This is a genomic window from Lacinutrix chionoecetis (assembly GCF_053604665.1).
This window is the reverse complement of record NZ_JBSHNQ010000086.1, coordinates 306,651-320,805: the sequence shown is the minus strand read 5'-3', so window position 1 is coordinate 320,805 and position 14,155 is coordinate 306,651. Positions and strand designations below refer to the sequence as shown.

The 14,155-nt window shown below is 34.0% G+C and carries 8 protein-coding genes; 7 read left to right on the top strand and 1 reads right to left on the bottom strand.

What is annotated here, in order from left to right:
- Positions 1 to 177 precede the first annotated feature (177 nt).
- From ACVC43_RS13660 to ACVC43_RS13645, 4 genes are all read left to right on the top strand, one after another.
- The gene (locus tag ACVC43_RS13660; RefSeq protein ID WP_452225092.1) at positions 178 to 3,285 is read left to right on the top strand and encodes a SusC/RagA family TonB-linked outer membrane protein; all 3,108 of its coding nucleotides are present in this window, start codon (positions 178 to 180) and stop codon (positions 3,283 to 3,285) included.
- A gap of 10 nt (positions 3,286 to 3,295) precedes the next feature.
- Positions 3,296 to 4,840, top strand: coding sequence for a RagB/SusD family nutrient uptake outer membrane protein (locus ACVC43_RS13655; protein WP_452225091.1), 1,545 nt, complete (start codon positions 3,296 to 3,298; stop codon positions 4,838 to 4,840).
- 16 nt (positions 4,841 to 4,856) lie between these two features.
- Positions 4,857 to 6,188 carry a SusE domain-containing protein gene (locus tag ACVC43_RS13650; RefSeq protein ID WP_452225090.1) on the top strand — a complete coding sequence of 444 codons (1,332 nt, stop codon included), beginning with the start codon at positions 4,857 to 4,859 and terminating at the stop codon, positions 6,186 to 6,188.
- Positions 6,189 to 6,267: 79 nt separating this feature from the next.
- The gene (locus tag ACVC43_RS13645) at positions 6,268 to 9,150 is read left to right on the top strand and encodes an alpha-amylase family glycosyl hydrolase (protein WP_452225089.1); all 2,883 of its coding nucleotides are present in this window, start codon (positions 6,268 to 6,270) and stop codon (positions 9,148 to 9,150) included.
- Between the two features lie 141 nt (positions 9,151 to 9,291).
- Here the strand turns inward: ACVC43_RS13645 and ACVC43_RS13640 are convergent, their stop codons facing one another.
- Positions 9,292 to 10,839, bottom strand: a complete 1,548-nt coding sequence (locus ACVC43_RS13640; RefSeq protein ID WP_452225327.1) for a hypothetical protein — start codon at positions 10,837 to 10,839, stop codon at positions 9,292 to 9,294.
- Positions 10,840 to 10,985: 146 nt separating this feature from the next.
- Here ACVC43_RS13640 and ACVC43_RS13635 point away from each other — a divergent pair, with 146 nt between their 5' ends.
- From ACVC43_RS13635 to leuD, 3 genes are read left to right on the top strand one after another with little or no spacing between them, the layout of a single operon-like run.
- A complete protein-coding gene (locus tag ACVC43_RS13635; RefSeq protein ID WP_452225088.1) occupies positions 10,986 to 12,161 on the top strand; it encodes a 2-isopropylmalate synthase in 1,176 nt (391 codons plus the stop codon).
- Complete coding sequence (gene leuC, locus ACVC43_RS13630; RefSeq protein WP_452225087.1) at positions 12,162 to 13,559, top strand: 3-isopropylmalate dehydratase large subunit; 1,398 nt, start codon at positions 12,162 to 12,164, stop codon at positions 13,557 to 13,559. It begins immediately after the preceding gene.
- Positions 13,560 to 14,150, top strand: a complete 591-nt coding sequence (gene leuD / locus ACVC43_RS13625; RefSeq protein ID WP_452225086.1) for a 3-isopropylmalate dehydratase small subunit — start codon at positions 13,560 to 13,562, stop codon at positions 14,148 to 14,150.
- Positions 14,151 to 14,155 lie beyond the last annotated feature (5 nt).

Sequence of the window (14,155 nt, the reverse complement as noted above, 5' to 3'; positions counted from 1 at the left end):
AATTTGTATTTTAAATTGCAAAATTAGTAGTTTTTAAAAAAGTTGTCAACACGAAAACGTTTGCGTTGCCTTAAAAATAAGGGTCTTTTTGATTTTTAACATAAAGTTTACATAGATTTAACATCGAGAAGTAAAATATAAGCAAACAAAATTTAAAAACTAACTTAATTGTATTGTATGAAAACAACTTTTAATAGCTTACTATTTATATTATTTATGTTGCCTTTGTTTGTAATAGCACAGAATAGTGTAACCGGTAATATTACAGAACAATCTACATCGTTACCCTTACCCGGAGTTAATGTAGTTGTAAAAGGTACCAGTAATGGAGCTGCAACAGATTTTGATGGTAACTATCAGATTGAAGTTGATAATGGAGATATTTTAGAATTTTCCTATGTAGGCTATATTACTCAAGAAATAACCTACACAGGACAAACAACAATAAATGTAGCGCTAGTTGAGGATGCTTCTCAACTGGACGAAGTTGTTATTATTGGTTATGGAAGTGTAAAAAAAGAAGATTTAACAGGTTCTGTAGATTTGGTTTCAGAAAAGGAATTTAACAGAGGCGCCATAACTTCTACAGACCAATTACTGCGTGGTAAAGCTGCTGGTGTAAGAATTACAGACAGTGGTGGATCTCCAGACTCAGCACCAAACATTAGAATTAGAGGAGGAGCTTCGTTAAATGCAGATAGCAGTCCACTAATTGTAATTGATGGTGTACCAATTGGAAATCAAAATCCTGCTGGTGTTAGCAATCCACTTTCTTTAGTTAACCCTAATGATGTGGCAAGCTTCACTATATTAAAAGATGCTTCGGCAACTGCAATTTATGGATCAAGAGCTTCTAACGGTGTAATTATCATCACAACAAAAAAAGGAACGTCGGGTGAGACTCAATATAATTTTTCTACCTCTATTACATCAAGTACGCCAGGCGATGGGTTAGATATGATGGGTAGCGAGGATTATGTTAGATTTATACAGCAATACCATCCAAATTTAGTAAGCAGTTTAGGTGTTCCTGTTGGCTCTGTTAACACAAACGAACCAATAAGCCAAATTATTTCTACAGACGATGGCGATAGAGCTATTTACGACACTAATTGGAGAGATGCTATTTTAAGAACAGCGTTAACATCGAATACCAATTTTTCTGTTCGCACCAATTTGGGAGAAAACTTACCTTTTAGAGCCTCTTTAGGTTACAATAATTCTGAAGGTGTTGTTAGATCAGATGATTACGAACGTTTTAGTGCTGCATTCAGGTTATCTCCAAAATTACTTGAGGATAATTTAAAAATAGATACAAACGCAAAATTTACCCTTGCAGACAAAAATGCTGCGGATGCTGGTGGAGCTCTTGGTGGAGCTTTAGTTTTCGATCCTACAAAACCAATTTATGAAAATTCTGGAATATTTGGTGGTTTTTACACTAATACAAATGGTAATTTAATCGACGGTCAATTTAATCCTTTAGCCCTATTACAACAAAGAGATCGACCTGAAGAAGCTTTTAGATTTTTAGGAAATATTGAATTAGATTACACCATGCCTTTCTTACCAGAATTAAAAGCAGTGGTAAATTTAGGTTTAGATGCCTCTCGTTCTAAAATTGAAGAAACTTTTAGCGATGGCGCATTAGCAACGTATCAATTAGATGCTGATGGAAACCCGCTATTTAATCCAGGATTAAACTATGCCGAAAGACAACACATAACAAACACGACTTTTGATGCTTATTTGCAATATGCCAAAAGTTTAGAAGATAACTTTATTACAAGTTACGACGTTCAATTAGGTTACGCCTATCAAAATTTTGTAACAGATGGGAACAAAGATATCTTTAGATATTACATTCAAGATGATGATGACACAACAGACGATGCTGGATTAGTTGGTACGCGAGTTAGAGATATAGATCCTAACAATCCTAACGCCAGATATTTCAATAGTCAAAACTTACAATCATTCTTTGGCCGCTCTAATATAAACTTTAATAATAAATATCTTTTAACGCTTTCAGTTAGAGCAGATGCCTCTTCTTTGTTTGTTTTCGACGAGGTTTGGGATGATGGTGTTTGGGGAATTTTTCCTGCAGCAGCATTAGCATGGAAAGTAAAAGAAGAATCTTTTCTTAAAAATGTTAATTTTATAGACGACTTGAAAGTGAGAGTTGGATACGGTAAGACAGGCCAACAAAACATAACAGGTACTGCAGGGTTTTATCCTACAAGTCCGTTGTTTTCTATTGGTAGCCAGAACAGTCAATATTTACCAGGTTTTAACTTATATTCTGCCAATCCGTTTCAAACAGGTTTAACATGGGAAAAAACCTCTACTTACAATTTAGGTCTTGATTTTGCTTTTACAGAAAATAGATTTTTAACAGGATCTTTTGATATTTTTAAGAGAGAAACAACAGATTTATTGACACGTGTAAATTTACCTCCTGGTCAAGCATTAACAGACAGTTTTATTGCTAACAGAGGAACTACAGAAAGTGAAGGTTTTGAACTATCTTTAAATATTAATCCTGTAAGCAATGAGAATTTTAATTTATCGCTTAACGGTAACATTTCTTATTCTCAAACAGAAGTAACAGATTTAGGAGGTATTAACAGACTACCTATTGGAGGACAACTTTTAGGAACAGGTTCTAATTTATTGTTTAACATCTTAGGCGAAGAACCTTATCAAGCTGGTGTATTTAAACAAGTCTACGATACTAATGGCAACCCTATCCCTAATGCTTTTGTCGATTTAAATGGAGATAACGAGATAACAGAAGAAGATAAATATTACGAGTCATTAAGACCAAATTGGAACTTTGGTTTTGGTATAAATGTAAATTATAAAAACTGGGATTTAGGCGCTAGTTTTAGAGGGCAATTAGACGGCAAAGTTTACGATTTAAACGAATTGCGTTATGGAAATATTCAAAGTGCTGCACCAAACAATAATACAAGTATCACTAACGTGCTTAATTTTTATAATGGTGCTGCTAATCCAGTTTTCGATGATGCAAATGGTAATATTCAGTTTTCAGACTATTTCCTTAAAAACGCAAGTTTTATGAGGTGTGAAAATATTGTACTTGGTTATAGTTTACCACAGAACTTTATAAAAAATACGAATATGAGACTATATGCTTCGGTTAATAATCCATTTATAATAACAGAATACGATGGACAAGATCCAGAAAATTTTGGAGGTATTGATGGTGCTTTTTACCCAAGACCTCAAGCATATACTTTTGGAGTAAATATTGATTTTTAAAAAAATGACTATGAAAAAAATAATATTAACATTTTTTGGTTTGGCGTTATTCACTACAATTTCGTCATGTGTAAATGATTTAGACACAGAGCCAAAAGTGGAGTTAACACTCCAGCAATTATTAGAACAAGATCCAAATGCCATTGAAGGCGTCTTATCTAGACTCTATGCTTCTTTTGCATTGTCAGGACCAAGTGGTCCTGGAAGTTCAGACATTTCAGATGATGCCGGAGAATCTCCATTTCTAAGAGGCATTATAAACTTACAGGATTTCACTGCAGATGGCATGAAAAACCGTTGGGGAGATGATGGCTTAGACCAATTAACAACCACATCGCAATGGAACAGTAATAACAAATTTTTTAGATACCTCTATAACAGAGCTTATTATACCATTCCGCAATGTAATAACCTGTTAAACGTATTACCTAATGCAGGTGTGGAAATCCCAGAATCAATTCAAAGCGAAGTTCGCTTTTTACGCGCTTTAGCATACTTCTATGTTATTGACGCTTTTGGAAAAGGTGTTTTAGCTACTGAAGAAAATTTTGGAACTTCAGAATTTCTTCCTGAAGCTTCAAGACAAGAATTATTTGACTATGTTGAAACTGAATTATTAGCGATAGAACCAACAATAGGAAACACGAATGGTTACGGTAGAGCTAACACTTTTGTTGTAGACATGTTATTAAGTAAATTATATATTAACGCGCAGATTTATACTGGAACATCAAGATATACAGACGCAGTAATTTATTTAAATAAAGTTATAACGGAAGGTAATTATTCATTAGAAAATAATTTTCTTCAAAATTTCTCTGGAGATAACGACGTTTCTTCAGAAATAATTTATCCGTTAATTGCAGATCCTGTGGTAAGCCAAAGCTTTGGAAACACAACCTATATAGTTAATGGCAGTTTAAGTCCAGATACTATTCCAATTTTAGAATTTGGAGCAGCAGAAGGATGGCAAGGACATAGAGCAACAAGTGCATGGTATGGCTTATTTGGAGATTTAAACACTTCAAATGACGATAGAGCGAGCCTATTCTGGACAGATGGACATACTTACGAAATGACAGATTATAGAGAGTGGACAAATGGTTATCCTTCCATAAAATTTAGAAATAATGATTTAAATGAAACACCAACAAGTGGCACCTCGTTTTCTGGAACAGACTTTCCTCTGTATCGATTATCAGATGCTTATTTAATGTATGCAGAATGTGCACTTAGAGGAGCAACAAATGCTAACATGAGTGATGCGCTTAATTATGTAAATATGGTTAGAACACGCGCAAATGCCGATGCAATTTCAATGGGAGATTTAAGTTTAGATTTTATAATAGATGAAAGAGCTCGTGAATTAAATTTAGAAGGACACAGAAGAACAGATCTTATCCGTTTTGGAAGATTTACCGGTAATAGTTATATATGGCCATGGAAGGGTAATGTTGTCAATGGAACATCTATTCCAGACACTTACAGATTGTTTCCAATACCTCAATCTGCACTAGATGCAAACACTAATTTAACTCAAAACCCAGGTTACTAATTAAAAAAAAATAACAATGAAAAATTTTAAACTTTTATTTCTTTTAGTTATCGCCATAGCTGGCTTTAACTCTTGTCAAGAAGACGACGATTTAGTATTTACTGCAGTTCCACCAGGAGAATTTGCTTTTTCAAATTCTTTTTTAGAACAGTATATTTTAACACCGGAAGCTGCTAGTAATATTGCAGAACGATTTACCTGGGACAATGCAAATTTTAGTGTACCCACCAATACAACCTACGAATTACAAAGATCTTTTACAGGAGATTTTTCAGATATGGTTGAAGTAGAATCAACAAGCGCTAATGAAATAGCGGTTACCATTGGGCAAATGTTAAGTTTTGCTCAAGAAGCAGGATTAAATAATGATCCTGCGACTCCGGAATTAAACTCAGGAACTATAACATTTAGATTAAGAGCCTTTGTTGGAGATACTGGTAATGGAACAGAAACTTTTTCTATACCTCAAACTTTAACTGTTGTTTTACCTCCAGCTTCTACTGGTGGCGGATCTGCTGTCCAACCTGTAAGTTGGGGAATTGTAGGTTCTGGTTACAACAATTGGGGAGCTTATGAAGACCAAACATTTTACTCTACCAGCGAAGCCAATATTTTCGTAACATATGCAACGTTATTAGATGGTGAAATAAAGTTTAGAGAAAACGATATGTGGGATAACGATTTTGGAGATACTGGAGCAGATGGCACTTTAGATGCTGGTGGTGATAATATTGCAGTTACAGCAGGTACCTATAAAATCACTATGAATCTTAATGATAACACCTACTCTATCGAACCATTTTCATGGGGAGTTGTAGGCTCTGGATACAATGATTGGGGAGCTTCACCAGATGGAAAATTTTACTATGATTATGTTACAGACACTTTTAAAGTAGGCATTAGATTAGTTGATGGTGAAATTAAATTTCGCCAAAATAATGAATGGAATATAGATTTTGGAGATAATGGAGCAGATGGTACTTTAGATGCTGGTGGCGATAACATACCTGTTACCGCAGGACATTATGTAATTACTTTAGATTTTAACGCAAGTACATATTCTATAGAAACAGCTGATCTATACGGCATTGTAGGTTCTGGTTATAATGATTGGGGAGCAACGCAAGATTTTACACTAACACCCTTAAGTAATGATATTTGGGTTGGTGATATTGTAACACTTATTGACGGTGAAATTAAATTTAGAGTTAATGATGCCTGGGATAGCGATTTTGGAGATAATGGAGCAGATGGAACCTTAGATGCTGGTGGCGACAACATAGCTGTTACGGCCGGAAACTACAGGATTAAATTAGACTTAGCTAATGGCACTTACGCTATTAATTAGAATAATTTAACCTGATTAAAAACAACAAAAGGGCTATTCTAATTTTACGTTAGTGGCCCTTTTTTAGCAAATAAATACTATGAGAAAAAAAATAACATATCTATTTCTACTTATAACTGTTGGCGTTTTTGCACAACAACAAAACATTACTTATTCCATAACACCAACTACGTTTGAAGAAGACGAACTCATAACCATTACAGTTGATGGCAGTAGTATAAACGAGTCCACTTGGAATATTACAGATAATTCACTTTACATTTGGGCATGGTCGTTCGATTTAAATTTGCAGAACATACAAGATTGCCCTACAAATGGCGACTGGACCAATTCTAACGAAGCAAATAAATTAATTTACAACAGTGGTAACGACACCTATACCATTTCCTTTATACCTAATACATTTTATAACAGAACAGGTATTGGCAGGTTAGGCTTTCTAGTAAAAGCAAAAGATGGAACAGGTGATAAAAAATCTCAAGATAATTTAGTAGATGTAGGCGGGTTTCAAGTTATACAGAATGCACCAGAAAATAATTCTACTACAATCTTAGCATCTGGAGGAATGCTATCTGTAAACGCAAGTAATACCGGAGGCAATGCTAATTATACGCTAAAAGCAAATGGTGTGGTATTAAATACGCAATCCAATATTTCAACATACACATACTCACATACAAACATTACAGACAATCAAAACTACCAATTAGAGGTAAACCAAAATGGTAGTATTATTACAAAAACATTTACTGTTTTAATTGATCCAGGAAATAATATAGGTATTATGCCAACAGATTATCAAGATGGTATTACGTATATAGACGATAATACAGCGGTATTAGTACTGTATGCTTCAGGAAAAGATTTTACATATTTAGCTGGCAGCTTTAACAATTGGCAGCCAGATATGAGTTATGCAATGAAAAAAGATGTGACCAGAAACAACAAATTCTGGATTGAATTAACTGGGTTAACTCCTGGGCAAATAGAAACCTATCAATATTGGGTTGTAGACGAAACGCCTCCAACAAATTCTCCTATATTGGTAAAGGTTGCAGACCCATACTCTACTTTGGTGCTATCGCCTTTTGACGACCCGTATATTCCTGCATCAACATACCCTAATCTTCCTGCTTATCCAGCTGGTCAAGAAAGAGAAGTAACGGTTTTACAAACAGGCCAGACAGCCTATCCTTGGCAAGTAACAAACTTCCAGAAACCAAAAAAGGAAGACCTTATCATTTATGAGGTATTAATAAGAGATTTTGATGCCGGTAGAAATTACCAAAGTTTAATTGATAAAATCGATTATTTTAAAAACTTAAACATTAACGCTATTCAACTCATGCCAGTAATGGAATTTGAAGGTAATGAAAGTTGGGGTTACAATACGTCCTTTCATATGGCTTTAGATAAGTTTTATGGTACAGAAGATAAATTAAAAGAATTTATTGACCTATGTCACCAAAATGGAATTGCAGTGATTTTAGATGTCGCTTTAAATCATGCTTTTGGAAGAAACCCAATGGTGCGCATGTGGATGAATGATCCTGATAACGATGGTTGGGGAGAACCAAGCAGCCAAAATCCTTATTTTAACGAAGTTCCTAAACATAGCTACAATGTTGGTTCAGATTACGATCATTCTAATCCAAGAACAAAAGACTACGTAAAGCGTGTAATAGAACGTTGGGTAGAAGATTTTAAAATTGATGGTTTCCGTTGGGATTTAACTAAAGGTTTTACACAAAATTGTACAGCTAATGACGAAGGATGTACAAATAACTATCAAGCCGATAGAGTTGCAGTGCTTAAAGAATATGCAGACCATTCTTGGAGTTTAGACCCAACCCATTACGTTATTTTCGAACATTTAGGTGGTACACAAGAAGAAAAAGAATGGGCAGATTACAGAGTAAATGAGGCGGTTTCAAAAGGAATTATGCTTTGGGGTAAAATGACAGAAAATTACAATCAATTAACCATGGGCTATAACTCTAATAACGATATTAATGGTGTTGGACATGAGAGCCGTAATTTTATTGCTCCAAGATTAATAGGCTACCCAGAGAGTCATGATGAAGAAAGGTTAATGTATAAAAATCTTGAGTTTGGTAATCAATCGAACCCAGCACACGATGTACAAGATTTAAATACTGCCTTATCAAGAATGCCTGCTTTAGGCGCAGTATCTCTAACTGTACCTGGACCTAAAATGATCTGGCATTTTTCTGCATTAGGCATGGAAAATTCAATTTACACTTGTAATGATGGTAGTGTAAATACCGAAAACGATGCCACTCCCGGAAATTGTAAGTTAGACACTAAACCGCAACCACAATGGACAAACAATTGGCTGGCAGATACCAACAGAAATAAAATTTACAACGATTGGGCGCGAATAAATATTTTAAAAATAGAAGAAGATGTTTTTGAAGGTAATTACTCTATAGACTCTGGTAATTTAACACCAAGAATTTACATTTGGGATGATGCTATAGCCGCAACCGAGCTTAAAAATGTTGTTATTTTAGCAAACTTTGATGTAAGCTCGCAAAATATTGTACCTAACTTTCCTTATACAGGACAATGGTTTGATTTAATGGATCCAACCGGAAGTTCATCAATAAATGTTGCCAATGCAACAACGCCTATAACTATTGAGGCAGGCCAATTTAAGATGTATGGTAATAATCCTCCACAAACTTTATCTACCGATGTTTTTGAAATAAATAATGACTTAAAATTATATCCAAATCCTGCGCTTACATCTTTTTCTATAAGTAAGACTGCAACTAACTTGAAGATTTTTGATATATCTGGAAAGCTTATAAAAACTTATAGCGGCGAATTTACTAAAGGTCATGAATTTAATATAAACAATCTTTCAAAAGGCATGTACTTAGTACAAATAGAGAACAAATTAGGAGCAACTTTCACCACTAAACTTATTAAGTTGTAATACTAATTTTTTTAATTTTAATCTGTATTCTAAAAAGCTTCCTCTGTAGGGGAAGCTTTTTTTGTATTATTAAATTAAAATAATGTATTCACAAACAATTAAAACTAATAATGCAATCTCGAGATGCGGCATTTAACAAATTTAGCGTGCTTGTTTTGCTAAATATTTATTTCTAATGACTTCTCCCACAGGTTTATTTTCAATTTTACTTTCTAACCAGGATATAATATCTAAGTATAAAAAAGCACGACGCTCGAAGGGATGATCCTCAAATTTTATTAACGTTTCATGTAATTCTTTAAATGCTTTTTTAAGATCTTGAGGGTAAATATCCTGCAAACCTCTTATAAACTTTATCATCTCTTTTTGAACTTCGTGCAAATCGTTCATCTTTATTAAAAACTTATAAGTACTTCTTAATAAGGTCTCTAAATGATAATCTAATCCTGCTTCGTAATGTGCCACAAGACTAAGAACTCTGGAAAAACAAAGTAAATCTTCGCGCATGGATAACGTTTTATTGGATATAATTTTATCTAAATATTTAATACACTCTTTATTATTTCCTGCTCCAAAATGTAAACTTGCAAACTTATAGTAGAAAATCATTTTATGATGCGCATCTATCCTGCTGTTAAAATGAATTAATTGTGCTTCAATATCTGGAATTAGCGATAACCCATCATTAAAACTACCATCTATAAAATGAAAGTTAATTTTATGAAAATTGGTATATAAAAAAACTAAGGTCGCTACATTTTCATCCTTCGGGAAACTGGGAAGACTAATTGTATCTTCTAATTCTTTTAATTTTTTTTCGAATCTGTACTTATTACTTATAAAGAATAAAGATTCTAACAGGTAATTATTTCCTTTTAAAAAAAACACTGGATTTAAGTTTATCATTGCCGGGTTATGATAAAATAAATTAACCCATTTAGAAGCATACTTATAACAATTTAAAAAGTCTTGCAATAAAAAACTGTGCCATAAATAGGCCTTATAAAGCCAAAGTTTTTCTCTAAAACCAACGTTATTAATGTCGAATTTTGGAAGACGCTTATTAAAGTATTTAGTTACTAAAATTCCTTCTTTTTCATTTTTTACGTAACCGGTTTTTAAAATAATACTGTAGAGCTGTAGTGATAAATTAGACAGTTTACTTGCAATAACATTTAGTTCGCTTAATTCTTTTGCTTGTATGGCCAATTCATCTGCTCTGGTACTAATACTTCTTGTAATGAATTGAGCTTCTATGATTTTTTCTAATTCTACAATTTCGAATGCAGAGTTTTTTTCCTCATTTAATATGGCCATTTCCTTAGCCTTATCTAAAATTTTTAAACTTTGTTTATAGAGACCTTTATGGTATAGAATAGAAGCAAAATCCAATTGTTCTCTTATTTGCAATCGTACATTTTGATGCGAAGGATTAAGTTTTAAACTAATTAAAATCTGCTTATATAAATGAGACTTTACATTCGCTAATTGTTGTTTTTTAACAATTCCGCTTTTTAAAATTGCAGCCTCATCATAAACGTTAGATTTATCAAGTAGATTAAATAAATTTAAAAATTTAGAATTGGTATTTACTCCAAGTCTCCCTACATACAATTTAAATTGGCGCTTTTCAGACTTCGATAAAGACTTCACCAATAAAAATAAATTATCTTTTTGCTCTTTAGTTATCACTCTAAAACTTATTTAACTAATTGGTTTTTAGTGGTTTATATTTAGTTTTTAATTTTGAACATCGTATATTAAAATCAAAAAAAAAATCTAATACACATCCAAAATATAACTTCGTAATACAATACAAAAATATATTTTAATAAATGTCAAGCACTAACATACAAATTTTCGATACAACCCTACGCGATGGAGAGCAAGTTCCTGGTTGTAAACTTAACACAGAACAAAAGGTAGTTATTGCAAAACAACTCGATGTATTAGGCGTAGATGTTATCGAGGCTGGTTTTCCTGTTTCAAGTCCTGGCGATTTTAAATCTGTTGAAGCCATTTCAAAAATTGTAAAAAACGCTACAGTTTGTGGTTTAACGCGCTCTGTAGAGAATGATATTAAAATTGCTGCTCAAGCATTAGCTTATGCAAAAAAGCCAAGAATTCATACAGGAATTGGCACTTCTGACTCTCATATTATTTATAAATTCAAATCGAATAGAGAAGCTATTATCGAGCGTGCTTACAAAGCTGTTAAATATGCTAAATCATTTGTTGAAGACGTGGAGTTTTATGCAGAAGACGCTGGAAGAACAGATAACGAATATTTAGCTAGAGTTTGTGAAGCTGCTATAAAAGCAGGTGCAACGGTATTAAACATTCCCGATACTACAGGCTATTGCTTGCCAAGTGAGTATGGAGCAAAAATTAAATATTTAAAGGAGCATGTTAAAGGTATTGAAAATGCAATTTTATCTTGCCATTGCCATAATGATTTAGGTTTAGCCACTGCAAATTCTATAGAAGGTGTAATTAATGGCGCAAGGCAAATAGAGTGTACCATTAACGGTATTGGCGAACGTGCCGGAAACACAGCGCTTGAAGAAGTGGTTATGGTACTAAAACAACATCCATATCTTAATTTAGACACGAATATAAAAACAGAAATGCTTTACGGCATAAGCCAGTTAGTCTCTGATAATATGGGTATTTACACACAGCCAAACAAGGCTATTGTTGGTGCAAATGCCTTTTCGCATAGCTCTGGAATTCATCAAGATGGTGTTATTAAAAATCGTGAAACCTACGAAATTATCGACCCTAAAGATGTAGGTGTTACAGAATCTGCAATAGTCCTAACAGCAAGAAGCGGTCGAGCGGCACTTGCTTATCGCGCCAAAAATGTTGGATACGAATTAACCAAATTACAATTAGACGATGTTTATTCTAATTTTTTAAATTTTGCAGATAAAAAGAAAGAAATTAACGATAACGACATTCATCAAATTATAGAAACGAGTTCGGTTTACCAACAAATTATTTCAGCATAAATGAAAAAAACATTATTCGATAAAGTCTGGGATTCCCATGTCGTTGATTCTATTAAAAACGGTCCGCAAATTCTATATATAGACAAACACTTAATACACGAAGTAACGAGTCCGCAAGCTTTTAATGAATTAAAAGATCGCGGCATTCCTGTTTTTAGACCTAAGCAAATCGTTGCAACTGCCGACCACAACACACCTACAGAAAATCAACACTTACCCGTTAAAGATTTATTATCAAGAAATCAGTTAGCGCAATTATCTCAAAATTGCAGCGACAACAATATTACGCTGTACCAATTAGGGCATAAATATAATGGTATTGTTCATGTCATGGCTCCAGAATTAGGTATCACGCAACCAGGTATGACCATGGTTTGTGGAGACAGCCATACCTCAACACATGGTGCGTTTGGTTCTATTGCTTTTGGTATTGGCACCAGCCAAGTGGCACAGGTTTTTGCAAGCCAATGTTTATTGCTCGAAAAACCAAAAAAATTAAGGGTTATCGTTAATGGTACATTAAGAAAAGGAGTATCTCCTAAGGATGTTATTCTTTATATCATTTCAAAATTAGGCACCAATTCTGGAACAGGTTATTTTTGTGAATATGCTGGAAGCGTATTCGAAAACATGTCTATGGAAGGCAGGATGACCGTTTGCAACATGAGTATAGAAATGGGTGCTCGTGGTGGTATGATAGCGCCAGACGAAACCACATTTAATTACTTAAAAGGCAGAAAGTTTGCACCACAAAATGAAGATTTCGATAAAAAAGTAGCCCATTGGAAAACCTTACCAACAGATGATGGCGCAACATTTGATAAGGAATACACTTTTAATGCCGAGGACATAGAACCAATGATTACCTATGGTACAAATCCAGGAATGGGTATTAAAATTTCGGAAAGCATACCAAAAGATAACGATGCGTCGTTTAAAAAATCTTTGGAATATATGGGATTTCAGGCTGGCGAAAAACTAATTAACAAACCAATAAACTATGTTTTTATAGGTAGCTGTACCAACTCCCGAATTGAAGATTTTAGAATTGCAGCAAACTACGTTGAGGGCAAAAAGAAGGCCGCTAACGTTACTGCGTGGTTAGTTCCTGGAAGCAAACAAGTAGAAGCACAAATTATAGATGAAGGATTAAACACCATTTTTGAAAATGCAGGCTTCGAGTTAAGACAGCCAGGTTGCTCGGCTTGCTTAGCCATGAACGACGATAAAATACCTCAAGGCGAATATTGCGTTTCTACGTCTAACAGAAATTTCGAAGGTCGCCAAGGTCAAGGTTCAAGAACAATTTTGGCGAGTCCGCTTGTAGCTGCAGCAACAGCTGTTGCAGGAAAAATAATAGACGTTAGTAAAAAAATAGAAGAATTAGAACTCATTTAAATGGAAAAATTTACAACCCTTAAATCAACAGCCATTCCATTAAATATCGAGAATGTTGATACAGACCAAATTATTCCGGCTCGTTTTTTAAAAGCCACAGATAAAAAAGGTTTTGGCGAAAATGTTTTTAGAGATTGGCGATTTAATAAAGACGGCACTAAAAACCCTGATTTTGCCTTAAACAACTCCAACTACAGTGGCAGCATTTTAGTTGCTGGCAACAATTTTGGTTGTGGATCAAGCCGTGAGCATGCCGCTTGGGCTTTGGTCGGCTACGGTTTTAAAGTCATTGTATCAAGTTTTTTTGCCGATATTTTTAAAGGTAATGCGCTAAACAATGGTTTGTTACCTGTTCAAGTTTCAAAGCAGTTTTTATCTGAATTACTTGATACTATTGAAAAAAACCCTAACACAATTATAGAAGTTAACCTTCAATCGCAAACCATTACTATTTCAGAATATAATAAATCTGAATCTTTCGAAATAGACGCATACAAAAAAACCTGTATGATAAATGGCTACGACGATATTGATTATTTATTAAGTAAAAAAGAAATGATTACTGCTTTTGAAGCAAACAAAACATATTAAGACTT

Bases quoted from the DNA above. Each gene is read 5' to 3' on its own strand.
- ACVC43_RS13660 (WP_452225092.1), top strand. From the start codon at position 178: ATGAAAACAACTTTTAATAGCTTACTATTTATATTATTTATGTTGCCT.
- ACVC43_RS13655 (WP_452225091.1), top strand. From the start codon at position 3,296: ATGAAAAAAATAATATTAACATTTTTTGGTTTGGCGTTATTCACTACA.
- ACVC43_RS13650 (WP_452225090.1), top strand. From the start codon at position 4,857: ATGAAAAATTTTAAACTTTTATTTCTTTTAGTTATCGCCATAGCTGGC.
- ACVC43_RS13645 (WP_452225089.1), top strand. From the start codon at position 6,268: ATGAGAAAAAAAATAACATATCTATTTCTACTTATAACTGTTGGCGTT.
- ACVC43_RS13635 (WP_452225088.1), top strand. From the start codon at position 10,986: ATGTCAAGCACTAACATACAAATTTTCGATACAACCCTACGCGATGGA.
- leuC (WP_452225087.1), top strand. From the start codon at position 12,162: ATGAAAAAAACATTATTCGATAAAGTCTGGGATTCCCATGTCGTTGAT.
- leuD (WP_452225086.1), top strand. From the start codon at position 13,560: ATGGAAAAATTTACAACCCTTAAATCAACAGCCATTCCATTAAATATC.